Origin of the sequence: Myroides odoratimimus, assembly GCF_004337635.1 — a bacterium.
Classification (GTDB): Bacteria; Bacteroidota; Bacteroidia; order Flavobacteriales; family Flavobacteriaceae; genus Flavobacterium; species Flavobacterium odoratimimum.
Genome location: NZ_CP037427.1, coordinates 1,093,613 through 1,119,830 on the forward strand (window position 1 = coordinate 1,093,613; position 26,218 = coordinate 1,119,830).

General features: G+C 34.2%; 25 protein-coding genes and 1 tRNA gene. 11 read left to right on the top strand and 15 right to left on the bottom strand.

What is annotated here, in order from left to right; all coding sequences use genetic code 11:
* Nucleotides 1–3 precede the first annotated feature (3 nt).
* The 7 genes from E0Z07_RS05100 to E0Z07_RS05130 form a co-directional block, all read right to left on the bottom strand.
* Nucleotides 4–1,227, bottom strand: coding sequence for a lipopolysaccharide biosynthesis protein (locus E0Z07_RS05100; RefSeq protein WP_006257977.1), 1,224 nt, complete (start codon nucleotides 1,225–1,227; stop codon nucleotides 4–6).
* Nucleotides 1,227–2,642, bottom strand: a complete 1,416-nt coding sequence (locus tag E0Z07_RS05105; protein ID WP_225581439.1) for a D-glucuronyl C5-epimerase family protein — start codon at nucleotides 2,640–2,642, stop codon at nucleotides 1,227–1,229. Before E0Z07_RS05105 ends, E0Z07_RS05100 begins: the two co-directional genes overlap by 1 nt.
* A 63-nt stretch (nucleotides 2,643–2,705) precedes the next feature.
* Nucleotides 2,706–3,479: a dTDP-4-dehydrorhamnose reductase gene (gene rfbD / locus E0Z07_RS05110; RefSeq protein WP_006257975.1), complete on the bottom strand. Its 774-nt coding sequence runs from the start codon at nucleotides 3,477–3,479 to the stop codon at nucleotides 2,706–2,708.
* Nucleotides 3,476–4,024 carry a dTDP-4-dehydrorhamnose 3,5-epimerase gene (gene rfbC, locus E0Z07_RS05115; protein ID WP_006257974.1) on the bottom strand — a complete coding sequence of 183 codons (549 nt, stop codon included), beginning with the start codon at nucleotides 4,022–4,024 and terminating at the stop codon, nucleotides 3,476–3,478. Before rfbC ends, rfbD begins: the two co-directional genes overlap by 4 nt.
* Before the next feature lie 126 nt (nucleotides 4,025–4,150).
* A complete protein-coding gene (locus E0Z07_RS05120; protein WP_006260441.1) occupies nucleotides 4,151–5,830 on the bottom strand; it encodes a DUF6909 family protein in 1,680 nt (559 codons plus the stop codon).
* 36 nt (nucleotides 5,831–5,866) lie between these two features.
* Nucleotides 5,867–7,354, bottom strand: a complete 1,488-nt coding sequence (locus E0Z07_RS05125; RefSeq protein ID WP_131540355.1) for a GH3 auxin-responsive promoter family protein — start codon at nucleotides 7,352–7,354, stop codon at nucleotides 5,867–5,869.
* Nucleotides 7,355–7,360: 6 nt separating this feature from the next.
* A complete protein-coding gene (locus E0Z07_RS05130) occupies nucleotides 7,361–8,242 on the bottom strand; it encodes a murein hydrolase activator EnvC family protein (RefSeq protein ID WP_131540356.1) in 882 nt (293 codons plus the stop codon).
* A gap of 190 nt (nucleotides 8,243–8,432) precedes the next feature.
* On the opposite strand from E0Z07_RS05130, the gene E0Z07_RS05135 reads away from it, so the two are divergent.
* Nucleotides 8,433–8,648: a twin-arginine translocase TatA/TatE family subunit gene (locus E0Z07_RS05135; protein WP_006257970.1), complete on the top strand. Its 216-nt coding sequence runs from the start codon at nucleotides 8,433–8,435 to the stop codon at nucleotides 8,646–8,648.
* Nucleotides 8,649–9,006: 358 nt separating this feature from the next.
* Here E0Z07_RS05135 and E0Z07_RS05140 read toward each other — a convergent pair whose 3' ends face one another.
* Complete coding sequence (locus E0Z07_RS05140) at nucleotides 9,007–11,133, bottom strand: Tex family protein (protein ID WP_131540357.1); 2,127 nt, start codon at nucleotides 11,131–11,133, stop codon at nucleotides 9,007–9,009.
* Between the two features lie 56 nt (nucleotides 11,134–11,189).
* On the opposite strand from E0Z07_RS05140, the gene E0Z07_RS05145 reads away from it, so the two are divergent.
* The gene (locus tag E0Z07_RS05145) at nucleotides 11,190–11,453 is read left to right on the top strand and encodes a DUF1294 domain-containing protein (RefSeq protein WP_006257968.1); all 264 of its coding nucleotides are present in this window, start codon (nucleotides 11,190–11,192) and stop codon (nucleotides 11,451–11,453) included.
* A 59-nt stretch (nucleotides 11,454–11,512) separates the two neighbouring features.
* Here E0Z07_RS05145 and E0Z07_RS05150 read toward each other — a convergent pair whose 3' ends face one another.
* The 3 genes from E0Z07_RS05150 to E0Z07_RS05160 all read right to left on the bottom strand — a co-directional run bounded on the left by E0Z07_RS05150 (nucleotide 11,513) and on the right by E0Z07_RS05160 (nucleotide 14,377).
* Nucleotides 11,513–12,535: a hypothetical protein gene (locus tag E0Z07_RS05150; RefSeq protein WP_131540358.1), complete on the bottom strand. Its 1,023-nt coding sequence runs from the start codon at nucleotides 12,533–12,535 to the stop codon at nucleotides 11,513–11,515.
* A gap of 338 nt (nucleotides 12,536–12,873) precedes the next feature.
* Nucleotides 12,874–13,503 carry a hypothetical protein gene (locus E0Z07_RS05155; protein ID WP_131540359.1) on the bottom strand — a complete coding sequence of 210 codons (630 nt, stop codon included), beginning with the start codon at nucleotides 13,501–13,503 and terminating at the stop codon, nucleotides 12,874–12,876.
* A gap of 73 nt (nucleotides 13,504–13,576) precedes the next feature.
* A complete protein-coding gene (locus E0Z07_RS05160) occupies nucleotides 13,577–14,377 on the bottom strand; it encodes an AraC family transcriptional regulator (protein ID WP_131540360.1) in 801 nt (266 codons plus the stop codon).
* A 66-nt stretch (nucleotides 14,378–14,443) separates the two neighbouring features.
* Between E0Z07_RS05160 and E0Z07_RS05165 the strand changes: the two genes are divergently transcribed.
* From E0Z07_RS05165 to E0Z07_RS17990, 4 genes are all read left to right on the top strand, one after another.
* On the top strand, nucleotides 14,444–15,589 hold the full coding sequence (locus tag E0Z07_RS05165) for an Atu1372/SO_1960 family protein (protein WP_131540361.1): 1,146 nt from the start codon (nucleotides 14,444–14,446) through the stop codon (nucleotides 15,587–15,589).
* An 82-nt stretch (nucleotides 15,590–15,671) separates the two neighbouring features.
* Nucleotides 15,672–16,142: a DUF6934 family protein gene (locus E0Z07_RS05170; RefSeq protein ID WP_131540362.1), complete on the top strand. Its 471-nt coding sequence runs from the start codon at nucleotides 15,672–15,674 to the stop codon at nucleotides 16,140–16,142.
* 6 nt (nucleotides 16,143–16,148) lie between these two features.
* A complete protein-coding gene (locus E0Z07_RS05175; protein ID WP_131540363.1) occupies nucleotides 16,149–16,364 on the top strand; it encodes a hypothetical protein in 216 nt (71 codons plus the stop codon).
* 202 nt (nucleotides 16,365–16,566) lie between these two features.
* The gene (locus E0Z07_RS17990; protein WP_165868442.1) at nucleotides 16,567–16,740 is read left to right on the top strand and encodes a hypothetical protein; all 174 of its coding nucleotides are present in this window, start codon (nucleotides 16,567–16,569) and stop codon (nucleotides 16,738–16,740) included.
* A 112-nt stretch (nucleotides 16,741–16,852) separates the two neighbouring features.
* On the opposite strand, the gene rpiB is transcribed toward E0Z07_RS17990, so the two are convergent.
* Together rpiB and E0Z07_RS05185 are read right to left on the bottom strand one after the other, a co-directional pair.
* Nucleotides 16,853–17,284, bottom strand: a complete 432-nt coding sequence (gene rpiB / locus E0Z07_RS05180; RefSeq protein WP_006257955.1) for a ribose 5-phosphate isomerase B — start codon at nucleotides 17,282–17,284, stop codon at nucleotides 16,853–16,855.
* 48 nt (nucleotides 17,285–17,332) lie between these two features.
* On the bottom strand, nucleotides 17,333–18,946 hold the full coding sequence (locus E0Z07_RS05185) for an AMP-binding protein (RefSeq protein WP_131540364.1): 1,614 nt from the start codon (nucleotides 18,944–18,946) through the stop codon (nucleotides 17,333–17,335).
* A 760-nt stretch (nucleotides 18,947–19,706) separates the two neighbouring features.
* Here E0Z07_RS05185 and rnr point away from each other — a divergent pair.
* The 3 genes from rnr (at nucleotide 19,707) to E0Z07_RS05200 (ending at nucleotide 23,328) form a co-directional block, all read left to right on the top strand.
* On the top strand, nucleotides 19,707–21,884 hold the full coding sequence (gene rnr, locus E0Z07_RS05190; RefSeq protein ID WP_131540365.1) for a ribonuclease R: 2,178 nt from the start codon (nucleotides 19,707–19,709) through the stop codon (nucleotides 21,882–21,884).
* 1 nt (nucleotide 21,885) lies between these two features.
* Complete coding sequence (locus E0Z07_RS05195; protein ID WP_131540366.1) at nucleotides 21,886–22,554, top strand: head GIN domain-containing protein; 669 nt, start codon at nucleotides 21,886–21,888, stop codon at nucleotides 22,552–22,554.
* A gap of 90 nt (nucleotides 22,555–22,644) precedes the next feature.
* A complete protein-coding gene (locus E0Z07_RS05200) occupies nucleotides 22,645–23,328 on the top strand; it encodes a LysE family translocator (protein WP_131540367.1) in 684 nt (227 codons plus the stop codon).
* Nucleotides 23,329–23,432: 104 nt separating this feature from the next.
* Here the strand turns inward: E0Z07_RS05200 and E0Z07_RS05205 are convergent.
* Together E0Z07_RS05205 and folB are read right to left on the bottom strand one after the other, a co-directional pair.
* Nucleotides 23,433–23,503 (bottom strand) — tRNA-Cys (locus E0Z07_RS05205).
* 88 nt (nucleotides 23,504–23,591) lie between these two features.
* Entirely contained in the window at nucleotides 23,592–23,948 is a 357-nt protein-coding gene (gene folB, locus E0Z07_RS05210; protein WP_006257948.1) for a dihydroneopterin aldolase, read from the bottom strand.
* A 128-nt stretch (nucleotides 23,949–24,076) separates the two neighbouring features.
* Here folB and E0Z07_RS05215 point away from each other — a divergent pair, with 128 nt between their 5' ends.
* Nucleotides 24,077–25,759 carry a glutamine--tRNA ligase/YqeY domain fusion protein gene (locus E0Z07_RS05215; RefSeq protein WP_131540368.1) on the top strand — a complete coding sequence of 561 codons (1,683 nt, stop codon included), beginning with the start codon at nucleotides 24,077–24,079 and terminating at the stop codon, nucleotides 25,757–25,759.
* Nucleotides 25,760–25,866: 107 nt separating this feature from the next.
* Nucleotides 25,867–26,208: a YtxH domain-containing protein gene (locus E0Z07_RS05220; protein ID WP_131540369.1), complete on the top strand. Its 342-nt coding sequence runs from the start codon at nucleotides 25,867–25,869 to the stop codon at nucleotides 26,206–26,208.
* Nucleotides 26,209–26,218: the final 10 nt, after the last annotated feature.

Consider the following 26,218-nt stretch of genomic DNA (forward strand, 5'->3'; position numbering starts at 1 on the left):
AATTTAATATTTTTTTAATTGTTTCTCCCCACTCCACAGAATTAAAGCAAAAACAATAAATGTTGAAATCAAATTAGTTCCTATAGCTCCCACTACTCCATATTTGGGTAACAATGTGAATATGGTTATTAAATTAACTACAGCCCCAATAACCATAATTAAAAAACGTATTTTCTGTTTATTTAAAGCTACTAATAACATTTCGTACCCTGAATAAACAAAACTGAAAAATATAATCCCTAACACACCGATATACGCTTGATTAATTGTTTCTGTTAAAGCTAACTTGGCTATTTTTTCTAAAACAAATTCTCTAAAAACATACATTACTCCTAAAATCAATACTAGAATAGGAATAGCTATTTTTTGCAGAGAATGAAATACTATTCCTTTTTCTTCAACAGAAACATTTTTTATTTGATTTAATAATACTTGTGAAAACGCAAGATTTAATAGAGCAAATGGAGCCACAATTAATAACAACCCTCTATACGTTCCATAAATATCTCCTTGAACTAAAAGTGGCAATAGTAACATTCCTCCCTGAACAAAAGAAGCTGTAACTATATCCTGTAATCCATAATACTGTCTCGCTTTCCAAACAAGTAACAACTGTTTTTTAGTTAGAAGAACTGTAATATCTTTAAACAAAGAAATACCTTTAGATAAATTAAGAAAAGTAGCTGTCGTTAATAGATTAAATAAAATCAATAAGTAAAAAATTGTATTGATTTCTAATGTTTCAATATAAATTACATACCCCATTAGAGCAAAAATTAATAAAGAAAAAACAACATTTATCTTTAATTCAAAGCCAAACTGCCCTATTCCTTTTAAATAAGAAAAAAGAATATTATTAATACTAAAAACTACTCCTAAAATCCAACCTAAATATATTACATAACCATAACTATTAACTCCTAGAAAATCTAAAATCAAAATTACTCCAAATACTAAAAATGATAATATAGTAAGTATAAGAACTGATGCCTGTAACTCTTTACTATTATCCTTATCTATGTTTGTTTCTTTTATTAAATAAAACTGACTACCGAAGGGTAGAACTGATACCAAAATATTAGCCAACGAGTAAATAAATGAAAAAATTCCAAAAGGGATAATTCCTAATTTTGACAATAAAACAATACTAAGTAACCATCTTGATCCAAACTGTAATCCTAATGATAAATTATTAATAATAATATTTTTTATAAATTCCTTATTCATCAATCAATTACATTTTTTCTAATAGAATTTAAAATATACTCTACTTTATCATCTTGGTCAAATAACACATTTATTTCTCTCAAGCTCACGTTTCCTCTACTACCAACATCGAAACTTATCTTTAACTTATTGGTAGCAAATGATACAGGAAAGTAGTTTATATCAATAAATGTATCGAATCCTCCTGTTTTATAATACTTTCTATTTTTATTATAGATATCTTTATTGGTATATATTTTTTCCCAATTATCTTTTTCCCACACATAAATAGAATAATTGTGTGGTAAAGATTCTTCAGTAGGGCTATAAAAAACAATACCTTCTATATTTCTTCGATACTTATCAAACTCTATTATTAGTTCATTATCTTTATTTTTTGTACTCCAAAAATTCCCCCAACTCCACAACTCATCAGTTAACACATCTATATTTTCTTGTAATTTTAAAGAAGTTACTTTCTTAAATTTATCGAAATCATAATAACTATCAATTTTTCCAGTATCATACTTAATAAACTTATGTGCATATTCTCGTAATATTGATTCATTAGTCCAATAATATAGAGTCAAAAGTTGATAAATCTCTAATTCATGATAATGATCTGGATCTTCATTAATTGCTGAAGCATATGTCTCATTCTTCATTTCTTCTACTCGAAATTTATTGTAATTTGAAGTAAAGAAAGAATCATACACATGAATTTTTGCTTTTAAAGTATTTATACCTTGATCAAAAAGACGTTTTGCATCATTATTACCTGTAACTCGATAACTATAATACAATCCTGCTAGCGAAAACATATACCCATTCAAAACATGTGATTTAGGATCTGCATATTCTTCATAAAAAGGATAACCATCCCAAAAATTTAAAACTCCTCCTTTATCTATTGAATAATCAAATGATTTCAAGAACTTATTGGACATATCTAAATATCTATTATCTCTCGTTAAATTATAAGCTTGTAACATAATTACTACAGCGTATCCTTGTGACATAGCTGATGCCCATTTAGAAGGTAGTCGATAGTTTTCAACTTGTAGTTCCGTCTGTAAAACCGCAAAGTCTTCTATCAAAACTGCCTCGTTTAAGATATGTGAAGATATTTTTAAAAACTCTTCTTTACTATTCTCTGATTTAGTTTCTAAAAAATTAGCATGATATGCTAAAGCCACTTGACAAAAAGTAATTGGATAATAGTGATGCCCGCTATTATAATAAATTAGAGGAATTTCTGCTTCAGATCTTTCTAAATTATCATACATAGCTATATTTGAACCAGAAAAGGGAAACTTAGGGTACAGACTATCATTATTAAAAACCTTTTTGTCTAAAAAATCAACTGCATTGAATCCTACTTTAACTGTATCTTCAACATTAAAAACATTATTTTCGGTACTAATATAAGTACTCACTGTAACATCTCTTTTACATGAATAAAACAAAAGAGTTATTAATAAAATAAAAATCCTTCATATCTACATACCCAACACACTATACCTCGGTCTACTAGCCCTAGTAGGATATTCCTCAGTAGTGATTGGATTCACTTTTATATTAATATTATTCTCTTTAAATATGGATACCGCAAAGTCATACCAAGAGCAAATTACATCGCCTCTATAATGATAAACCCCATAATCATGATTTCCTTGCATCAGAGACATTAAAAAATGACATAATTCTATTGCATGAGTAGGACAACCTATTTGATCCATTACAACACTTACTTCACTTTTAGTCTCTGCTAATCTCAACATCGTCTTCTTAAAATTATGACCATAATCAGAGTACACCCATGAAGTACGCACGATATAGTAACGCTTCATATTCGCTTTTATGTATAATTCTCCCTTTAATTTAGAAGCACCATACACATTAATAGGATTTGGGATATCAGAGACAGTATAAGGAGTCTGTTTATGACCATCAAATACAAAGTCAGTAGACAGGTGCACTAACGTAGTATTGTATTGATTACATGCTCTTGTTAAGTGCATTACTCCTTCAGCATTTACTTTATACGCTAATTCTTCCTCATCCTCTGCTCTATCTACAGCAGTATAAGCAGCTAAATTAAAACAATAATCAGGGTACACTTTACTGAAAACCTCATCTATCGAAACTTCATTCGTTATATCTAACTGACTAGAATCAAAGAAAAAGAATTCCACTCCATCATATTCATGACTTATAGATTGTAAGCATTGTCCTACTTGTCCTTTAGCCCCTGTAACTAATATCTTGATCATATAGGTAAAGCATTTTCGAATAATGGTAATACCTTATCTTTATCAGAAACGATAACCTCATCAAGATTAAACTCCCAATCAATCCCTAAACTTGGATCATTATAGATGATACCCCCTTCAGATTCTTTATTATAAACGTTATCGCACTTATAAGCGAATATTGCCGTCTCACTCTTTACTAAAAAACCATGCGCGCACCCTCTAGGGATAAACACCTGTTTAAAATTATCTGCTGATAGCACTTGAGTGAACTGCTGTCCATATGTACTAGAGTCCTTGCGAAGATCCACTACTACATCTAATACCTCACCTTGTAATACTCTTACTAGCTTAGCTTGCTGATAAGCTCCTCTTTGGTAATGAAGCCCTCTTAGAACGCCCTTAGAAGACTTAGATTGGTTGTCTTGAATAAAACGTACAGCTAACCCTGTTTCTTTCGCAAAAACAGCCTCATTAAAGCTCTCTAAGAAATATCCTCGCTCATCGAAGAATACCTTTGGTTCTATGATAACACAATCTTGTATAGGAGTAGTAAATACCTTCATCTTTTCAACTAAATTCTAAGACTATAAAATTACACTTAAATTCACAATTTAACATATAAATCAAAATAAAAAGCCACCACATATATTCTGTGATGGCTCATTTATCTTAAACTATTTAGAATTTAATTACTTAATATTAAATATCTGCTCTAGTATTTTAATGGTAATTAAGTAAGTAGGCTTTACTCCTGTTGTACCTAACCCTCCTGAAGCTAATGTACTACCTGTCTCTAATGGATTATCAGAAGCATAGTAAGCATATCTTACTTTCACATCAGGATTAATACTTTTTCTGATTTTAGAAGCAGACTGTATTGCTTTTTGGTAGTGAGCACCTTCCATCTCTAGACCGATTACACCCCACGTAGAATCGTGGAAGAACTTTAATAAATCCTTATTTTGAAGTGATGTACCTAATACAGTAACCATTGTTCCTCCAAATACAGGGATATCATCATTCTTAAACATATCTACTGTCAATTCATTATCAAAAGGATAATTATCCCCTGTTCCCTCATTAATATGAGCGAATGGAATCATAATATCACCTTTATCTCCTACTAAGATACCTGCTTTACCCATGATAGACACAGATTCCACATCTATCATCGTTGTCTTTTTATAAGGCTTTAAAAGCTCATCAATCGTCTCATAAGCCTGCTCACCGAAAGCGTAATCCATAACGATAATCACAGGATACTCTCCTTCTATTTGCTGAGCCTTAAAGTTTGTAGTAGCAAAATCTATCTTAGCAGTATCGAATATTTGAACGTCAATGTTCGTTCCTGACTCATCTCTTAAGAAAGTCATTCCTTCATTTTCAGCACGTTCATTAACTAAATCTCTAAGGTGTTTATTCTCAGGCTTACTTAATTCTTCGTACACCTCTAGCTCAGAACTCACCTCTACTTCACTCTTTACAACTGAAGGAGCAAAGATAGAATTCATCACACTGTGCATATTCGCACTGATGATATGGATTGGACGCTCTAACAATCCTTTTGCTGTAAGTACTTCTTTAATTCTATCAGACCACATTTCTCCATAGATATGGTGACCTAGACGCTCTCTAAGTAGTGGACTAAAAGTGATTGTACGTTTATCGTTATACACATCCTCTTCTATAGCTAACTTTCCTAACCAATAAATCACATCTAAGAAGCGATCTGGATTTTCAGGAATAGCAAACTTCTCATATACATCAAGAACCTCAGCAAAAGAACGTCCTAATACATTAGCTAAGTGAGACATGATTACCTCTTTCTCCTCTAATTCTAAAAACTCTTCTTTTTTAGCTGCAGTTTCTATCTTTTTCCAATCGCGAGTTACCTTACCATCTTCTCCTATCAATACACGATCTTTAATTTTATGCGATTCGATGAATATAAATGTCAAGTGAGTCAAAACATCATAGATATCAGATCTACCTCTAGTGATCTCGATATTCATCTGTTCCTCATCTATTCGATAACAGTTTCTTCTTCTCTTAGGTGGTACTATAGCTGTAAAGTGAGAGAATGAATACCCCTCATCAGATGTCAAGTTAATATAACGACACTCCTCTATTCCAATCGGAAGGCGTTCGATAACATATAACAATCCGTTTAACTCTACTTTTTCTTCTGCGATAGTACCATATATTTCTGGACGCAATTCTAATAGCGCTTCTCTTAATGTATCTCCTGACACTCCCATCGGTTTATAAAAACCTCTGTTAAACAAATGGCGCATTGTAATATACATACGCTCCACAGCTGCAGACGACACTTGCGCTCTCGTTCTAGATATATTCTTTATCTCTTTCATATACTTCTCCTTTTTACGTCTTATTATTTCTTTTTACTAATATAATTTTAATTGATCAGCGATGATTCTATCATTGCTTAATCTAGGCAACTTATTTTGCCCTCCTAGCTTTCCTATACTTTTCATATAATTATTAAAGCCTTCTTGTTTTACTTTAGAGATGACTAATGTCTTCAACACCTTTCCTACAATTAGATCATCATAATACATATTCTGCTTTCTTAGAGCATTATCTATCTTTAAAGCAAAAGCTTCTAAATCCTCAGGTTCATTGCCGAACTCTATCAACCATTCATGGTAAGGCAATCCCTCTTCTGGACTAATCTGTGGTGCTACAGTAAACTCATTAACCGTTACTGACGTACCCTCCATAGCTTCTTGTATAGCAGACTCTACCTCCTTACCGATCACATGTTCTCCGAATGCAGAGATAAAATGCTTTATACGCCCAGATACCACTACTCTATAAGGTTTCAGGTTAACGAACTGTACCGTATCACCGATATTATATCCCCATAGTCCAGCGTTGGTAGAGATAATTAATACATAATTCACACCTAGCTCTACCTCTCCTATCGTATATCTTCTAGCATTCTCATTAAAGAACTCCTCTACTTTTATAAACTCATAGAAGATACCTGCATTTAGCAACAATAACATCCCTTTCTCTGTCTGTGTATCTTGATAAGCGAAGAATCCTTCAGAAGCAGGGAACAACTCTATAGATGGTACCTTACGTCCGATCATTTGTTCAAATTTACCTCTATAAGGCTCATAGTTTACACCTCCATAAATGAACAAATTAAAGTTAGGAAATATATCCCCTACAGGTTTACCTTTTTTCTCCTTTAGTTTTTCGAAGTACATCTGTACCCAGCTCGGAATACCAGAGATCACACTCATATTCTGATCTACTGTCTCTTCCACGATAGCATCTACTTTAGTCTCCCAGTCCTCTATACAGTTTGTTTCTAGACTAGGCAATCTATTTTTCTGTAAATAAGCAGGAACATAGTGAGCTACTATCCCTGATAATCTACCTAATTTTATACCATTTTTCTCATCTAGTATAGGGCTCCCTTGTAAGAAGATCATTTTACCATTTACGAAGTCCGCTTTACCTGTCTCATATACATAAGCTAATATTGCATTACGAGCAGCTTCTATATGATACGGCATAGACTCTTTGGTTAATGGGATATACTTAGCCCCCGAAGTTGTACCCGAAGTCTTTGCGAAATATAAAGGTTTACCTTTCCACAACACATCACTCTCACCAGCTACTACTCTATCTACATAAGGTCTTAATCCTTCATAATCTCGCACAGGTACTTGCTTTACAAAATCTTCGTAGCTATTAATATAAGCAAAATTATGGTCTTTTCCAAATGCCGTATGCTTAGCATCCTCTAACAATTGTTCAAAAACCTTCTTTTGCGTATTGATAGGGTCATTGACCCACTTTTGTGTTTTCTTATGTATAATTGAAGCAAATACTTTAGCCCCAAATGATTTTATTGACATATTCTCTTATTCTAAATCTATAAATAATGAGCTATCTAATGGATAGGCATCTTTCCAAAGTTCGAAGTGGAAGTATTTTGTAGAAGCATTTAATGCAGTAGCCTCACTACTTCCATCAAACAGACCTATCACTTCTCCTGACCTTACACTTTCATACTCTCCTTTAGTAAGAGATGTCAAGTGCTTATATACAGATATTAAACCTTCATCGTGTAATAAGATGATTGTATAACCATCTTTTATAGTCCAGTCTACGAATAGCACAGTCCCTTTACTAATTGCTTTTACAGGTGTATTAGCAGGTGCTCTAAAGTCAATCCCAAAATGCATTGCTCTACTATCGTACTTTCTTACTATTTCTGCATTAATTGGGCTAAATAGGACTTGGCTAACTTTAGGTTTACTCTCTTCGAAGAGATTATACTTATCCTCTAGTCGAACCATTTCTCTTAGCTTCATATCTGTTTCACTAGGATCTTTATGTTCGATTTGATTCAGTGGTTTCTGAGTTAGTTTTAAAGAATCTATACTAGCCTCTGTCACCTGTATTTCTCCTAATAATGCGCTTTTGATCGCACTTAGATACTGTTGATTCTGTCTAGATTCATTCTCTAGCGAATCTACTTTTAGAGCTAACTCTACAGCCCTTTGTTTTAACTCAGCAGAAGAATATCCCGGTATATATTCCTTTAACGGAGTCAATACCAACAGTAAAACAGTTGATAGAATAAACAAAAATACCAATGTAGTACTGGCGCCAAAAACATTAAGTAAATTAAGCTTAAAAGATTTTACATCTTCAAAGGTCTTATCATTAACGATAACAATACGGTATTTACTTAAAAGTGTATTTTTCCACTTTTTTCTTTTATGTCCCTTTCCTAACATCTGTACCTATTTTACTACACAAATATAATAATTATAAAATTTGACTCTGTCACTTTACCTAAATATTCACAGTTTAAAAGAAAATTCCTTACTAGATAAACGTTAAAAGTTAAATAAAACCTATTACGAATAAACGTTTTACATTTTTCTTACTATATTTGTCGCTACTTAATGTTTCAAAAAGATTATTATGAACTCATTACACATATTTTTAGGAATGGTTGGGCCATGGCAAATTATAGTTATTGTAGCTATCATTCTATTGTTATTCGGAGGTAAAAAGATCCCTGAATTAATGAGAGGACTTGGTTCTGGTATCAAAGAATTTAAAGATGCTACTAGAGACGAAAACGCTCAACAGACAACTAAAAAAGAGAATACACAAGATAACTCTAAGACAGAATAATTCTGTTCTAAACTTATATATTTTACGCGTTATATGGCTTGCTGTATAACGCTTTTTTGTTTTTATACGTCACTATAGCACAAAAAAAAGTACCTATCTTGACAATAAAAGATAGGCACTTCACTTATAAAACATAATAAAAACACTACTTACCTGCTTGTTTTCTTTTTCAATAACAACATTATTGTTTCAAACTCAAGTACTAGTTTAAAAACAAGTATCGTGCCAAAAACAAGATTTAGAAATGTTTTTTTTATTTTTTTAAACCTAGAATATGCGATAGACCTATTAACGAGAGTAAATTCTACAAAAAAACTCTAAATTTATTCGTAGTATGGGCCGAATGCGGAATCTGGGTTTAATCTAATATCATAGACAGTTGTATTCTTTTTTTAGCCACATCTACATCCGTCACCTTCACTTGTACATGCTGGTGTAACTTTACTACTTCATTCACGTCTGATACAAAGCCTGCTTTAAGTTGAGAGATATGCACTAGACCACTCTCCTTAATTCCAACATCTACAAAACAACCAAAGTTGGTAATATTATTGATAATACCAGGCAGTACTTGACCTATTTTTAAGTCTGTAATCTGTTTCACACTAGGATCAAACTCAAATACCTTAGCACTGCGTCTAGGATCTAGACCAGGCTTCTCTAATTCTTTTAAGATATCTTGAAGCGCTAATGCTCCTACCTCACCCGTAGTATATTTATTAGCATCTACTTTAGCGATAAGCTCTTTATTAGAGATCATATCCCCTATAGATACCTTCATATCTTTAGCGATCTTCTCTACCACACCATAAGCCTCTGGATGTACAGCAGAGTCGTCTAGTGGATTCTTAGCATTCTTAATACGCACAAATGCAGCTGCCTGCTGGAAGGCTTTATCTCCTAGTCGAGGTACTTTCTTAAGCTCTGTTCTACTCTCGAATGGCCCATTCTCTGTTCTGTATTGCACTATATTCTCAGCCATCTTCTCACCTATCCCAGATACATAGCTCAGTAGCGATTTACTAGCAGTATTAAGATTAACCCCTACTGAGTTTACACACTTCATCACCACATTATCTAGCTCTTTTTTAAGCAATGTTTGGTCTACATCGTGTTGATACTGTCCCACTCCGATAGACTTAGGATCTATCTTCACTAGCTCTGCTAATGGATCAGACAGACGACGCCCGATAGACACAGCACCTCTCACTGTCACATCATAAGTAGGAAACTCTTCTCTCGCTATCTTAGACGCAGAGTACACAGATGCTCCAGCCTCATTCACTACGAATACTTGTACTGGTTTATCAAAAGCTATTTTCTTAATAAAGAACTCCGTCTCTCTAGAGGCTGTCCCATTACCAATAGCGATAGCTTCTACATTGTATGCATTGACCATAGAGCGAATCTTCTTCATCGCCATAGTAGTATCCTTCTGAGGAGCATGAGGAAATATAGTCTCATTGTATAATAAATCTCCTTGCTCGTCTAAACAAACTACCTTACACCCCGTCTTAAACCCAGGGTCGATAGCCAATATACGTTTCTCTCCTAATGGCGAACCTAATAATAACTGAGTAAGATTATCAGCAAATACCTGTATAGAGTTTAAATCTGCCTTCTCCTTCGCTTCTACCAAGGCTTCATTAGACAATGCTGGTTCTAACAGACGCTTATAGCTATCCGCTACCGCCTTCTCTACTATCTTACCACACTCATTCTTGCCTTTCACTACATTATCTTCTATGAAGCTAATAGCCTCTTCTTTATCAATACCTACATTAAACTTGATAAAACCTTCTTTCTCGGCTCTTAGTATTGCTAATAATCGATGTGCAGGTATCTTATACACAGGCTCTGCCCAATCAAAATATTGCTCAAACTTCTGCGCATGCTCTTCTTCCTTTTTTGCTTTTACCACCTTAGTACTGATCACTCCACTGCGTTGGAACTTTCTTCTCAGTGATTTTCGCACATACATATTTTCATTAATCCACTCTGCAATGATATCAGATGCCCCTTGTATAGCCTCTTCTTCACTTCCTACCTTATCATTAAGATATTTAGCAGCGATAGACTCTATATCATGAGCATTCTGAGCCATAATCACTTTAGCCAATGGCTCTAGACCGTTCTCTCTAGCTGTATCAGCCTTCGTCTTACGCGTCTTCTTATATGGCAAGTATAAATCTTCTATCTCTGTTAGATCAAAGCTATTTATAATCTTATTGCGCAATTCATCTGTTAGCTTGCCCTGTTCTTCTATAGAGCCTAATATAGACTCCTTTCTCTTCACTATCCCTTCGTACAGCTCGCTATACTTCGCTATCTTTTCGATAATCACCTCATCTAGATTACCAGTTCTATCTTTTCTATATCTAGCGATAAACGGTATAGTACATCCCTCTCCTAACAGAGACAGCGTATTCTCTATACTTTTTGCACTAGCACTCACAGCCTGTTGAATAAACTCTATCAACGTCATATTTTATTATTTTAAGAATAGCTAAAATACTACCTTTGTCACAATAAATAAATCTCATGAAGTTTTTATTCCTATATCTACTTATAATAAACTATTTAGCTTTCTCCATGTTTGCCTTTGATAAAGAACAAGCGATTAAAAACAAAAGACGTGTTTCTGAGAAGAACCTCCTGTCTCTTTGCTTTTTTGGTGGAACACTAGGTGCATGGATTGCGATGAAGAAACTTAGACATAAGATTTCTAAAGACTCTTTTAAACTAAAGTTTTATGCCATCCTAGCCATACAGGTAGCCTTATTCTTTATCGTCTTTAAACGATAATATCCATAAAAAAAGACTTAGTAACCGCAGTCATAAGTCTTCTTTAAATATTTTATTGTTTAGTATCTTTTATCTGTATCTACAGATCTAATCTCTAAGTAAATAGGTTGTCCTATATAATTCGCAGATAAATTATTCTTAAGTACTGAGAACATATCGTCTTTAGAAGTACTCCACTTACCTAAGCTGTTTATCTTATCTTCAGTGCTTAGTATTGTAAAACTTGCATTACTCAAGATTTTACCATTCTTATCATTTAAATTTAAATTACCTTCTTTTCGATAATGTACTAATGCTGATCTTACAGCATCATTTAAGTCTGCATAATCGGCCTTACTCTCTATTGCCACATAAGTAACAGGAGTTCCTCTCATAATTCTCTTCACATAATACAAGTCCTTCTCATTCATAGGCTCTTTAAAGAAATTTTCATAATCTCCCTCAAACCACTCTCCATAGAATACCTTACCTACTCTCATGAGTAAAATAGACTTATATCTACTATCACCTGCATTCATTTTCATATTTTTCGCAAAAACTTCTCCTAACTTCAGATTACCACTAAAAGCTTGAACAACATCTTTATAAGTATAACACTCTGTAATATATAAATCCTCAATACCATAAGCTCTATTTTTTACCTCTGATTGAAAAGCTTCGCTGTCTAGAGCTTGATTAACGGCATCTAAATATGTTACCCTCTCTTTCTTAGTACTAATATCACTTAAAACAAAAGATTTATAGAACATAAACATTAAATCATAAGGATTCTTTTCTGCTTTTACCATAGCATCAAATGTCAATCTATCTATGCTATTCTTTGGAAATACAGCTCCAGGATATAAATCATTACTAGTAGAATAATGTTCTCCTGATGTATTTACAGAATAATTAGTGTCATCTATAAACAATAGATCATTCACTTCAGCACTTCCCTTCACATCCCAACTAAAAGGGCTTCTGTCAAAACGTCCCTTTCTCTCTTCTACAGGTTTACTATCATTTAGATTATCATCATTGCTACATGAAGTTATAAATACTCCAAACATAGCTATTGCGATGCTACATATATACTTTTTCATATTTTTTTTCAAAAATACATATATTAAAAGTAATTATGGTGTCCCAAAAAGTCACTTTTGACCTCATTTGGTAATAATGATCTAATTATCCCTTTTTGATCAATTATAATCATTCAAAAAACAAACAAAACACTAATAATCAACATATAACAAATAATCGCTTTTATTTTGTTTTGATAGTGTTCGGTAATTCCCAGTGTTTACTTGAGATGAGAGCCTGTTTTCAAAACAATACCAAACTCGTACCCAAACAATCTACTAACTAAATAAATAGAAAACAGCTCAAATAGAGCTTAAGTACCCAATAAAAATAGTTAGACCTTCAACTAATCTTATAATTATCCTACCACATACCAAAAACCTAAATGCATACTACACTCGTCTATTAGACCAAGAAGAGAAAGGCAAGCTTCATTTCCAAAATAACCGTAGCAAATCTCCTTCGTATTGCCTAAGGTATGACCTAATACGATTTCGGCATATTGGTTATCGCCACGAGTGGAGATAAAGTGTCCTTTTGTGTTCTCGAAAGCATTGAGATAAGCTTGTTCTACAGCATACGAAGCAGATAATAGAGTAGAGGCTTGGATAGTATCTTTAAGAGAAAACTTACCATTCTCTATACAACCAAAGTAGGAAGGCACTGTGAAGTTAGGCTTACGTATCTCGTGATACTCCACCTGCACTGTACTTATATCTACCATACTGAAGAAGTCTTGGGTTTCTTTGGTGTTTCCTATCACTGCTTCTAATGTCTTTATCACCTCCATAGAAGTAGCGAACAGCACATTAGCATACTCGTTATCATAGTTGCGAACCAAGGTATGATAGACAATACCTTCTACCTGTGACAATTGACGCTCAAATCGGGCTACTGCAACTAATAATTCGTCATCACTTACTGTTGATTTCTTTCTAAAACTGGTGAACTCCATCGCACACACTAATGCATTACTTACTCGTATCATTCTGTATATTGTTAAGATTATGGAGCAAAGGTAGAGTAGGGTAGTGACAACCTTTTGTCAGGGGGGTATACCCTTATTTTTTAATTTTAGGATATACTTTCACTATGTCAAAGTAGGAGTTTCTAAAAGCCACTAAGCTTTTATAACCCACTTTAAAAGCGATTTCACTCAAGGTAAATTCTCTTGTATCTATTAGCTCTATACTCTTTAAGATGCGAATGATCTGAAGGTATTTCTGTAGAGTGATACCCGTCTCTAGTTTGAACAGGCGCTGTAGATTGCGTACAGACATGGTAGAGATACTAGCTAGTTCATCTAAGTCTAGCGTTGAGGTAAGATGCTCATTGATATAAGTGCATACAGGTATTAACCTATGATCGGTAGGAATAGGTAATTGGAGCGATTTATTCTCTTCACAGAACGATTTTAAACTCATAAGAATAGCCTGTAAGAACTGTTCTTTCTCTAATTCTGTCTCGATTACTCTATTCCACTTCGTCGCATACTGTAGCATCTCCCTCAGCACAGTAAGAGCAGGGAAGATGTGCACTTGATCATAGAATGAGTCAGCTGGCACCTCTTTATACAACAGTACTTTAAGATTAATATCCTTCGCTGTAGAGGTAGTAGCGTGCTGCTGTCCTGAAGGTATCCATGCTATGTGATACTGAGGGACTAGATAGATACAGTTATCTACATGAAGGTACTGATAGCCCTGTTCTACGTAGGTGAGCTGATATCGCTGATGAGCGTGCTGATACTCATCGTGAACGAAGTTGTCTTCATACCATACATACGCCTGTACCTCATTAGTATCATCATATACTCCTAAGAGTTTCTCGGTCAATCCACATTTGATATTGGCGTTTTGCATATATTTTTTGACAAATATAATATAAACTGCAAGTATACCTTTGTGATTATACTTTAAATAATTAATATGAAAGCATTATATACTGCACTAATCACTTGTACACTACTCTTCACAACGACACAGATCATGGCAAAAGATACCCTAACCAAAATATTAGTACTTATCCACTCTGATACAGGTGGTACGTATAGAATGGCACAAGAAATCGCTAAGGGAATAGAAAGCAACCCTCACACAGAGGCGACTATAAAAATAGTACAACCTTCAGCAAATGCACTATTAAGTGATCTACAGATAGCTACTCCTGAGGAGCTACCTACTTATGATGGCACCATATGGGGATCTCCTGTGTACTTTGGTAACATCAGTACTCCGATGAGTGCCTTTCTCGCGAACACTGTAGATCTGTGGACTGCTCATGCCCTAGAGGGAATGCCTACAGCCGTATTTATGTCTGCTGGTAGGGGAGCAGGGAAGGAGCTCGCACTACAGTCGTTCTGGAACAGTCTAGCAGTACATGGGATGATACTCGTACCGAATGGCATCAGAGCTACGGAGAAGCTAGATAATAGCATCCCTCAAGGTAATAGTGTACTAGGAGCAAGTAGCCTTGCTTCAAATAAAACGGTGCAACGTCCCAGCGAAAGCGAACTGCTAATCGCTTATACGCAAGGTCAAAACTTCGCCAAAGTTGCCAAAGCCTTAAAAGGAACTTTTCAAAAGAAAGAGGAAAACACTCCTAAACGAGTAGTCACTGATGTAGAAACCACGCTTAAACAAAAAAACATCATACTGCCTGTAGCGCCTAATCCTATGGGAAACTACACGCCTTACTCACGCAGTGGAAATCTAATATTCATCAATCAGGTAGCCTTAAAGGACGGCCAAATATTATATCCTGGTAAGGTAGGTGTAGATGTCACAGAAGAACAAGCAAAGCAAGCGACTGAACAGACGATGCTAAATGTAATCGCGGTGCTTAAATTAGCTGTAGATGGTGACCTCAACAGAGTAAAGAAAACCGTACAGCTAACAGGTATATTCAACACCACTCCTGACTACGCTCAGCACGCTAATCTAATGAATGTGGCATCAGACTTATCCGTAGCTATATTCGGAGAGAAGGGCAAACATGCTAGAGGTACTCTAGGTGCTACTTCTGTACCTGTCAACTCTGCGGTAGAGATACAAGCTATCTTCGAAATAGAGTAATCAAAAAAGGTGTTTGAATACTGTTATTTCGTCTTATAGATAATCCCTAACTTGCCAATTCTAACACGCTAATAGGTTAGATATGCAGTATCCATCTTATTCATTTACAACAGATAGAGAAAACTCAATCTATGAATTTACAAGCATAGGTAAAAACCAAGCAATCAAAAAATTAATTATCTTTGCTATAATTAAAAGTGAAGCTAATTTGTATAATCTTAGCTTTGGTGATAAACCAAAAAAGACACTTAATAACAGTATTATTGATGATAGAATTGTCAGTAATAATGGTGATATGAATAGAGTTTTGGCTACTGTATTTAGGGCTGTACTTGATTTCACAAAAGACAAAGGATTTTATAAGATAGTCTTTAGAGGAAGTACTCCTTCACGCACGCGGTTATACAGAATGGTTTTGTCCACTAACTATGAGGAACTCTCTAAATTTTTTAATATCTATGGAGTACACTCTAATGGTACAGTAGTGTTCTTTGAAAAGAATACAAACTATCAAGGTTTCTTAATCACACCGAATACGAACAGTATAAAATAAGGCATTATGAAAAAAAAGATTGATTCAAACGAAGTAAAGACTGATACTAATCCTAAAATCATCACTATTAATAATAACCTAAGAGTCATTGACGAATCAGGTAAAATAGAATATGCATTTAAGTTGTTTGAACAGCTTGAAGCTTCAGGGGAGTTATATATTTTCGAAGAGAGAGAAAGAAAAAGAAAAGAAGAATACGAAAAGGCACAAAAGGAATCTTAGTATTCCTTCAACTATAATTAATAACTTTTAATTCTTACTATTTCGCCTAAAAACACTTCTGATCACTAACGAATCTACTATCCATCTTCTCTGGATATACACAGTCTTTGAATACTGTTATTTCGTGTTTCTAATTACTCCAATTCATAAAAACTTAAACTTTTAAATCATAAAAAAAGATACTGTTGTACAAAGTTTAAATATGGACAATACTCCTAAAATCACTTATACAAATAAACAGATTAAAGTTGATCTTACTAAAGGGAAAGTAGCAAAAGATATTCCTTTTGTAAAAGAGTTAATAGCATTAGGAACTTTTGAACGTTTAGATAAACTTATAGAACAGACAAGAGCAGAAAAAAAAGCTCAAGAGTAGTTATTCGATAACTTACTACTGATAATAAAAAACAAGACTGTTATAAAATAAAAAAGCACGTAGTCTCTAGATTACGTGCTTTTGTTCTTTATACATTATAGTATTTACTTGTTTAGGCACAAGTAATCTTGTTCACTCTATTCTGGTGTCTTCCACCTTCGAAAGCTGTGTTTAAGAAAGTCTCTACCATCGCTACAGCTTGCTCTATAGAAGTATAACGAGCAGGGATACTGATCACATTAGCATCATTGTGCAATCTTGCTAACTCAGCAATCTCTTTTGTCCAACAAAGGGCACAGCGCACACCTTGATGTTTATTAGCAGTCATCGCTATACCGTTTCCGCTTCCACAGATTACGATACCGAAATCAACTTTACCTTCTTCTACATCTGTAGCTACTTTATGTCCAAAATCTGGATAATCCACAGACGAAAAATCATCTGTCCCATAATTAGTTACTGTAAATCCTTTTTCTTCTAGATACTTAACGATAGCCTTTTTGTATTCAGGTCCCGCGTGATCATTTCCGATTGCTATTTTCATTGTGTGTTGTGTTGAATAATTTTGTACAAAGTTAAGAATAAATCTTTTCTACAGCCCTAATTCTTCCACTGCTATTTGTCTCATCTCTACTTTTCTTACCTTACCTGATATGGTCATTGGAAATTCTGATACGAACTTCCAATACTTCGGTATTCTGAAGTGGGCTATCTTCTCCGTACAGAAGCTTTTTAACTCTTCACCTGTCAAGGTTATGCCTGGTTTTAAGATTACCCACGCCATAATCTCTTCTCCATATTTCTCATCTGGAACCCCGATAACCTGCACATCTGCAATAGAGGGATGAGTGTATAAGAAGTCTTCTATCCACTTCGGAGATATATTCTCCCCTCCGCGAATAATAAGGTCTTTAATACGCCCTGTAATCGAAATATACCCTTGATCATCCATAGTAGCCAAGTCTCCTGTATGCATCCATCTATTCTCATCTAATACTTCAGAAGTGAGTGTTCGATTATTCCAATATTTCAGCATCACTGAATACCCACGTGTACACAGTTCGCCTGCTTCTCCTCTAGGAACTATTCTACCTGTTTCTGGGTCTATAATTTTGATTTCTAGATGGTCTTGTACAGTTCCTACCGTAGTTGTCTGTTTGACAATATCAATACCGATATGCGTTTGGGTAGATACAGGTGAAGTCTCAGTCATACCGTAGCAGATACTTACTTCCTCCATATTCATCTCTGTCTTCACGCGACGCATTACTTGCTCAGGACACAGTGAGCCAGCCATCACTCCCGTTCTCAAAGAGGTAAGGTCATACTCTTTAAAGTCTGGCAACTGTAGCTCAGCGATAAACATAGTAGGCACTCCATATAATGAAGTACACTTCTCGTCTTGTACTACCTGAAGAGTCTTAGCTGGGTCAAATCCATCATTTGGAATCACGATCGTAGCTCCATGAGAGGTACAACACAGATTGCCTATAACCATCCCAAAACAGTGATAAAAAGGCACAGGAATACAGACTCTATCTACTGTAGTGTACTTTAAACGCTTGCCGATAAAATAACCGTTGTTTAGGATATTATGATGTGTAAGGGTTACTCCTTTAGGGAAACCAGTAGTCCCTGAAGTATACTGTATATTAACAGCTTCTCCAAACTGTACAGAGTCTTCTATAATGGCTAGTTCTCCATCCGTTATCTGATCGCTATCTGATAAGAAAGTATCCCATTCTTCTCCTAAGAAAACAACTTCTTTTAACGAAGGACAATCTTCAAAAATCAAGGAGATGATCTTTCGGTAATCACTGCTTTTAAAACTTGGAGCAGATACGATAAGGGATATTTCAGATTGATTAACCGCAAACTCGATCTCATGTGCTCGATAAGCAGGGTTAATATTAACTAATATCACACCTATACGAGCAGTAGCATACTGCATAAGCACCCATTCATAACAGTTGGGTGCCCATATCCCTACGCGATCTCCTTTCTGTATATTGTGCGCTAATAATGCTTTTGCAACTTGAGTAGTAAGGTTATAGAACTCTTGATACGTTGCTCTGAATCCCTGATGAACGCTGACTAATGCCTCATTGTTGGGGTATTGATCTGTTATCTTTTTTAGATTCTGTCCTATGGTTTCTCCTAACAATGGTGTATCAGATGCACCATGCACATAAGAAATAGTATTCATAAATATAGTTTTTTGTTGGTTTTTCTAAAGTACGAAATTTTATATACAATTCACTTTATATAATTAATTGCTATAAAGAATCTTAGCAGTAGTACATAAAAGGCATCATTATTCTCAAAAAATTATTCTATTCTCTAACTGCCTTCTCTTAGTCAAACAAATAAGTAATTAATACCATAAATACGGAGAAGACAATAATATATAACATATTATAAATCAGAAACTTTATAGTACCTCTCCATGTATAATTAAAAAAGATGAAGATGAGGCAACTATAATCAATGGTAGAAAAAAATGATATTAATAAAAGCTAGTACTATAATGGTAATTTCCTGTATGGATTAGACCTTACCTACCTCACTGTCAAACTACGTTAAAGAAATATATTGTAAAGCAAGAATAGGATATCGAAGAACCTTATTCTTGCTTTTTATATTATTCTATTTCTCTTTTTAGGGAGTTTTTGGAAAATAAACTAGAACATTATAAATTTGCAGAATCAAACGTACTTAAAGCAATGAGAGTACAGTGTACTGATCAACAATAAAATATAAGTATTAAATAACTCTACCTTCCTTTCTCTAAAAGAGTTATTTCTCGACCTATTTCTTTAAAAACTTAGCTACAAAAGAAGAAATATTATCGCTGATTAAAACAATCAAATTAAAATATTACTAAAAAATAGGATAAAACAGTTAGTAATTCGTACATTTAAGGATAATTACCAACCCTATTTTAGGTAAACATAATGAATTAGAAAATGACAAAAAAAATTAAACATAAAAAGAGTAAAGCATTTGACTTTGCTCCAAAAATATTAAAATTCTTATCTAAGAATACGACTAAAACGTATAACTATAAACAGATCGCTGCTCAATTAGAAATAAACGATACTCAAGGTAGAAATGAGATTATCAAAGAGCTTAAACACCTTATCTCGAAAGGAAAAATAGAAGAGATCGAAACTGGTAAATACAGATTCATCCCTAAAGCAAATTATGTAGAAGGTTATATCGATATGACTTCTCGTAAGACTGCTTATCTAGTAGTAGAAGGAGTAGAGGAGGATGTATTTATCCCAACAAATAACCTAAACAAGGCTTTAGATGGTGACTTCGTTAAAGCCTATATCTACAACAAACGAAAAGGTAAAAAACCTGAAGGAGAAGTAGTAGAAATCTTAGAAAGACACAAAAAACAATTTGTGGGAGTTATCGAGATTCAAAAGAACTTTGCTTTCGTATCTACTGCAGATGCTAAGATGTACACAGATATATTTGTTCCCAAAGAAAAAGTAGGAGAGGCACGTGATGGAGATGTAGTCGTAGTAGAAATAGAAGATTGGCCAGAGAAAGCAGATAGTCCATTCGGTAAAGTGATGAAAGTACTTGGTAAACAAGGAGAGCACAATACTGAAATACACGCTATTTTAGCTGAATATGGATTAACAGCTGAATTCCCTAAAGAAGTAGATGACTATGCTAATCACTTAGATACTTCTATCACTGAAGAGGAAATAGCGAAGCGTAGAGATATGCGTGATATTCTTACGTTCACGATTGACCCTAAAGATGCAAAAGACTTCGATGACGCTTTATCATTCAGACAACTAGAAAATGGATTCTACGAAATAGGTATTCACATCGCTGACGTATCTCACTATGTAAAAGAAGGTACTATCCTAGATGAAGAGGCTTATAACAGAGCTACTTCTGTGTATTTAGTAGATAGAACTGTACCTATGTTACCTGAGGTGTTATCTAACTTTGCTTGTTCGTTAAGACCAAATGAAGATAAATATACCTTCTCTGCTGTATTTGAATTAGACGATAAAGCAGAAATCAGAAACAAATGGTTTGGTCGTACTGTAACGCATTCAGACCAACGTATGGCTTACGAAGAAGCTCAGTATATCATTGATTCTAAAGACAGAGTTATTCCTGCTGATATCTCACTTACAGGAGAAGATCAAGAAATAAGTGAAGAAGTAGCTGATGCAGTATTAAAGCTAAATGAATTAGCGATGATCATGCGTAAGAACCGTATGTCAGATGGTGCTATTTCTTTTGATAAAGTAGAGGTTAAGTTTAACCTAAACGAAGCTGCTGAGCCAGTAGGTGTATTCTTTAAGCAATCAAAAGAAGCTAATCATTTGATTGAGGAATTCATGTTATTAGCAAATAGAAAAGTATCTGAGTTTATTGGTAAACAAAAGAAAACATTCGTATATCGTATTCACGACGAACCAGATCAAGAGAAGTTATTTGGTCTTCAGACTGTGATTGCACGTTTTGGACATAATATTAACTTTAAGTCTAAGTCTAGCATCTCTAAGTCTATAAACAAACTTCTAAAAGATGTAGAAGGTAAAAAAGAACAAAACTTAGTAGATACTCTAGCGATTAGATGTATGAGTAAAGCGAGTTATTCTACGAATAATATTGGGCACTATGGATTAGCGTTTGATTACTACTCACACTTTACATCACCTATTCGTCGTTATCCTGACGTAATGGCTCATAGATTATTACAACATTATTTAGACCATGGTGACAACGTAAATCCTGAGTTATATGAAGTAAAATGTTCACACTGTTCTTCTAGAGAGAACCTAGCTGCTAATGCAGAAAGAGATAGTATCAAATATATGCAAGTGAAGTATATGCAAGATCAGCAAGGTACAGAATTCTTGGGTGTTATATCAGGTGTTACAGAATGGGGTATCTATGTAGAGATAGTAGATAACAAATGTGAAGGTATGGTACGTATTAGAGAAATAAAAGAAGACTATTACGTATTCGAAGAGAAACAATATGCATTAGTAGGACAAGCAACGAAAAAGATGCTTCAACTAGGTGATGAGGTTATCGTTACTGTTAAGAATGCAGATCTTGTAAAAAAACAATTAGATTTCAACTATATTAAAAAAGTAAACTAAGATGAAAAAAATCGTTTTATTCATTGCTGTAATGGCAAGTACAATTTCTTTTGCACAAAAAACGAAATCAATAGGAGACTTTTCAAAAGTTAATGTTTTTGATCAAATTTCAGTAACTTTAGTTCCTGGAGAAGAGGGCAAAATAGAAATTGAAGGAGATAAAGAAGACTATGTAAACGTAGTAAACAAGAACGGAGCATTAAAAATAAAGATGAACTTCGTAAATAGTTTTCAAGGAGATGACATCAAAGTAAAACTATATTACAACAAGCTATCTGAAGTAGTAGCAGGTGAAGGAGCTACTATAAAAGGAGAAACTCCTATCAAAGCAACTACGCTAACTATAAATGCGAAGACTGGCGGAATGATTAATCTAAATATAGATGTAGACAAAGCAATTGTTAAATCAAGTGCGGGTTCAGTTATTACACTAGAAGGAAAAGCAAATGTACAAGATGTACTGAATAGTTCTGGTGCTAAAGTAAAGAGTCAAAACCTAGAAACAAATCAAACTATTGTTACCGTGAATGCTGGTGGTGTTGCAGAAGTAAGAGCTACTGAATTAGTAGAGGCAAAGGTTAGAGCAGGTGGAGAAATTAGAGTTCATGGAAACCCTAAAACCATTAATGAAAAGAATGTTCTAGGTGGAGTAATTAAAAAAGTAGATTAGTAATAATACGTTTTTATACAAAAAAATGTATCTTGCAAAAGATTATGAATAAATGCCAATTCTAGAATTGGCATTTTTTAATTATATAAGATGTTTGATGATTTATTAACAGGTGTCACTCTTGGATTCTTTCTGAGTTTTATGATAGGACCTGTTTTTTTTATTCTTATTGAAACAAGTATTACAAGAGGGTTTAAGGCAGCTATAGCCTTCGATATAGGTGTTATATTAGCTGATGCGGTATTCTTCGTTATAGCGTTCTTTAGTAGCTTTAAATTAATTAATGCGATAAAGGATGACCCTGCACTATTCCTTTTTGGAGGAATGATTATGCTTACTTATGGTATTATCTCTTTTATCAAACTAAAAAAGGTACAAGTACAAACCTTACAAATAGCCCCTCCTAATCTAAGACGAGAATACTTAAACTTATTTGCAAAAGGGTTCTTACTCAATTTTATCAATGTAGGAGTACTCGGTTTTTGGTTGGGGATTATTATAACATTAGGACCGCAGATGGATATGAATCCTAATAAGATGTTTACCTTCTTTGGTTTTACTATTCTAGCGTACTTCATTACAGATCTTTTCAAGATATTCTTAGCAAAGAAGCTACGTGAGAAGCTTACAGCAACCAATATCTTAAAGATAAAAAAAATAAGCAGTATCGTTATTATGGTATTCGGACTAGTCATTATGATTAAAGGAATACTTCCAAAATCTGCAGATAATCATATTAATCTCCCTCTCCCTAATCTAGAGAGTAAAAAATAAAAAGAAAGGACTTAGTAAATTACTAAGTCCTTTCTTTTTATAATACGAATAACGTTAACTATAATGCATAAAAAAAGGATAGTGAAATCACTATCCTTTAGTTGAGGCTTCGAGCGGATTCGAACCGCTGTAGACGGTTTTGCAGACCGCTTCCTAGCCACTCGGACACGAAGCCTTGTCCTTGAATTGGATTGCAAACTTACTAAATATTTTGATATTTCAAAACCAATTAATGTACTTTTTTACAACAATTCAAGACGATATTATCTAACTCCTTGCATTTCAACAGTTACATATTCTACATCACCACCTACAGGAGGGTTTATTTTAGAGACTAATACTGTTATTTCTTCTACCATTCTTATTTCTAGGATTACTCTATCGATGATTCGTTGTGCTACATGCTCTAATAACTTAGATCGAATAGCCATTTCTTCCTTCACGATTGTATTTAAGTGAACGTAGTCTATAGAATGTTTCAAATCATCTGTAGAAGCAGCCATCGTAAAATCTCCTTTCGCAATTAAATCTACTCGGTAATCCGAACCTATTTTTGCCTCTTCATCCATACATCCATGAAAAGAAAACGTTCTAATATTGTTTAATCTAATTATTCCCATAACACATTTGTTTGTTTAATAATGGCTAAAAGTACAAATTATTTGCCTCCTATAATTCATAATATGCTAAAAGACTATCAGCTTTTGATTAGTTTTTTGATACCTTTGTAGTTATAATAATTATTTCCATGTCAACAAAAGAGAAATCATTAAACTTTATTGAGCAAATCATTGAAGAAGATATCAAGAATGGTTTGCCAACAGAAAAACTTCATTTCCGTTTTCCGCCTGAGCCTAATGGTTATTTGCATTTAGGTCACGCGAGTTCTATTTGTTTAAACTTTGGATTAGGTCTTAAATACAATGCGCCTGTGAACTTGCGCTTTGATGATACCAATCCTTCTAAAGAAGAACAGGAGTTTGTTGACGCAATCAAGCAAGACGTAGAGTGGCTAGGGTACAAATGGGCAAATGAAGTTTATGCATCTGACTATTTCCAACAGCTATACGACTGGGCTGTCCAAATGATTAAGGACGGTAAAGCTTATGTTGATAGCCAAACTTCAGAAGAAATGGCTCAGCAAAAAGGTACTCCATCTACAGTAGGTGTAGATAGTCCATATAGAAATAGATCTGTAGAAGAGAACCTTGATTTATTCGAGAGAATGAAGAATGGCGAATTTGAAGAAGGAACTCATATTTTACGTGCTAAGATAGACATGGCACATACAAATATGCTTATGCGTGATCCTATCATGTATAGAATCATGAAAAAAGCACACCACAGAACGAATAATGACTGGTGTATATACCCTATGTATGACTGGGCTCACGGAGAGAGTGACTACCTAGAGAGCATCTCACATTCATTCTGTACATTAGAGTTCTTACCTCACAGAGAATTATATGATTGGTTTTTAGATCAAGTGGTAGAGGAGAATAAGATAAGACCTAAACAACGCGAATTCGCTAGAAGAAACTTATCACATACAGTAGTAAGTAAGCGTAAGCTTGCTCGTCTAGTAAACGAAGGACACGTAACAGGATGGGATGACCCACGTATGTCTACGATATCAGGACTGAGAAGAAGAGGATACACAGCAGCTTCTATTAGAAACTACGCTGATACGATAGGTATCGCTAAGCGTGATAACCTTATTGACGTATCTCTATTAGAATTCTGCATTAGAGAAGACCTTAATAAGATAGCTCCTCGTGTGATGGCAGTATTAGATCCTGTAAAACTAGTAATAACTAATTATCCAGAAGGACAAGAAGAGTGGCTAGATGCAGAGAATAACCCTGAAGAAGAAGTAATGACTTTCCGTAAAGTGCCTTTCTCTAAAGAACTTTATATCGAAAGAGAAGACTTCAAAGAAGAAGCGAATAGCAAATTCTTTAGATTGACTTTAGGAAAAGAAGTACGTCTTAAAAATGCTTATATCATCAAAGGTGAAAGCGTAGTAAAAGATGAGAATGGCAACATCACTGAGATACACGCTACTTATGATGCTGACAGTAGAAGTGGTAGTGGATCTGAAGCGAGCAAACGAAAAGTAAAAGGAACTATACACTGGGTATCTGTACCTCATTCAGTAGAAGCAGAAGTGCGTATCTATGACCGTCTATTCGTAGATGAGAACCCTGATGGTAATAAAGAGGTAGACTTCTTAGATTTTATCAATCCTAACTCTTTAGAGGTAGTGAAAGGATATCTAGAACCAAGTCTAAGTACAGCAGTAGAAGGAGATAAATTCCAATTCCAACGTTTAGGCTATTTCTGTGTAGATAAAAACAGTACTCCAGAAGCACTAGTATTCAATAAAACCGTAGGTTTAAGAGATACTTGGGCAAAAGTAGAACAAAAGTAATACTTCGATAAAAATTACACAAAAGCAGTGTTTTAACTAAAAATTAACGGTTAAAACACTGCTTTTTTTATATCTTAGAGTATTAATCATTTTAAAAATTAAAAGCTATGTCAAATCAATTAGGAAATACAGCTATCGCAGTATTAGCTGGAGTAGTAGTAGGAGCAGGTTTAGGAATATTATTTGCACCTGACGAAGGAAAAAAAACACGTAAAAAAATCAAAAAAACATTTAATGAGTCAAAAGATGATTTAAGTGATAAAATTGATGAATTAAAAAAACAAGTACGTCAAACTGTAGCAAAAAAGAAACAAGATTTCGAAACTGGATTTGATGAATTTTTAGCTCATACAGAAGACAAAAAAGACGACGTAATCGCTGCTTTAGAAAAAAAATTAGCAGAGTTAAAGTCTAAAGGAAACAGTATAGCTGAAAACGCTAAGAAGTAATCAAGTAGTA

Coding starts and splice junctions, on each gene's coding strand:
- E0Z07_RS05100 (WP_006257977.1), bottom strand. CDS start 1,227: ATGAATAAGGAATTTATAAAAAATATTATTATTAATAATTTATCATTA.
- rfbD (WP_006257975.1), bottom strand. CDS start 3,479: ATGATCAAGATATTAGTTACAGGGGCTAAAGGACAAGTAGGACAATGC.
- rfbC (WP_006257974.1), bottom strand. CDS start 4,024: ATGAAGGTATTTACTACTCCTATACAAGATTGTGTTATCATAGAACCA.
- E0Z07_RS05120 (WP_006260441.1), bottom strand. CDS start 5,830: ATGAAAGAGATAAAGAATATATCTAGAACGAGAGCGCAAGTGTCGTCT.
- E0Z07_RS05125 (WP_131540355.1), bottom strand. CDS start 7,354: ATGTCAATAAAATCATTTGGGGCTAAAGTATTTGCTTCAATTATACAT.
- E0Z07_RS05130 (WP_131540356.1), bottom strand. CDS start 8,242: ATGTTAGGAAAGGGACATAAAAGAAAAAAGTGGAAAAATACACTTTTA.
- E0Z07_RS05135 (WP_006257970.1), top strand. CDS start 8,433: ATGAACTCATTACACATATTTTTAGGAATGGTTGGGCCATGGCAAATT.
- E0Z07_RS05140 (WP_131540357.1), bottom strand. CDS start 11,133: ATGACGTTGATAGAGTTTATTCAACAGGCTGTGAGTGCTAGTGCAAAA.
- E0Z07_RS05145 (WP_006257968.1), top strand. CDS start 11,190: ATGAAGTTTTTATTCCTATATCTACTTATAATAAACTATTTAGCTTTC.
- E0Z07_RS05150 (WP_131540358.1), bottom strand. CDS start 12,535: ATGAAAAAGTATATATGTAGCATCGCAATAGCTATGTTTGGAGTATTT.
- E0Z07_RS05155 (WP_131540359.1), bottom strand. CDS start 13,503: ATGATACGAGTAAGTAATGCATTAGTGTGTGCGATGGAGTTCACCAGT.
- E0Z07_RS05160 (WP_131540360.1), bottom strand. CDS start 14,377: ATGCAAAACGCCAATATCAAATGTGGATTGACCGAGAAACTCTTAGGA.
- E0Z07_RS05165 (WP_131540361.1), top strand. CDS start 14,444: ATGAAAGCATTATATACTGCACTAATCACTTGTACACTACTCTTCACA.
- E0Z07_RS05170 (WP_131540362.1), top strand. CDS start 15,672: ATGCAGTATCCATCTTATTCATTTACAACAGATAGAGAAAACTCAATC.
- E0Z07_RS05175 (WP_131540363.1), top strand. CDS start 16,149: ATGAAAAAAAAGATTGATTCAAACGAAGTAAAGACTGATACTAATCCT.
- E0Z07_RS17990 (WP_165868442.1), top strand. CDS start 16,567: ATGGACAATACTCCTAAAATCACTTATACAAATAAACAGATTAAAGTT.
- rpiB (WP_006257955.1), bottom strand. CDS start 17,284: ATGAAAATAGCAATCGGAAATGATCACGCGGGACCTGAATACAAAAAG.
- E0Z07_RS05185 (WP_131540364.1), bottom strand. CDS start 18,946: ATGAATACTATTTCTTATGTGCATGGTGCATCTGATACACCATTGTTA.
- rnr (WP_131540365.1), top strand. CDS start 19,707: ATGACAAAAAAAATTAAACATAAAAAGAGTAAAGCATTTGACTTTGCT.
- E0Z07_RS05195 (WP_131540366.1), top strand. CDS start 21,886: ATGAAAAAAATCGTTTTATTCATTGCTGTAATGGCAAGTACAATTTCT.
- E0Z07_RS05200 (WP_131540367.1), top strand. CDS start 22,645: ATGTTTGATGATTTATTAACAGGTGTCACTCTTGGATTCTTTCTGAGT.
- folB (WP_006257948.1), bottom strand. CDS start 23,948: ATGGGAATAATTAGATTAAACAATATTAGAACGTTTTCTTTTCATGGA.
- E0Z07_RS05215 (WP_131540368.1), top strand. CDS start 24,077: ATGTCAACAAAAGAGAAATCATTAAACTTTATTGAGCAAATCATTGAA.
- E0Z07_RS05220 (WP_131540369.1), top strand. CDS start 25,867: ATGTCAAATCAATTAGGAAATACAGCTATCGCAGTATTAGCTGGAGTA.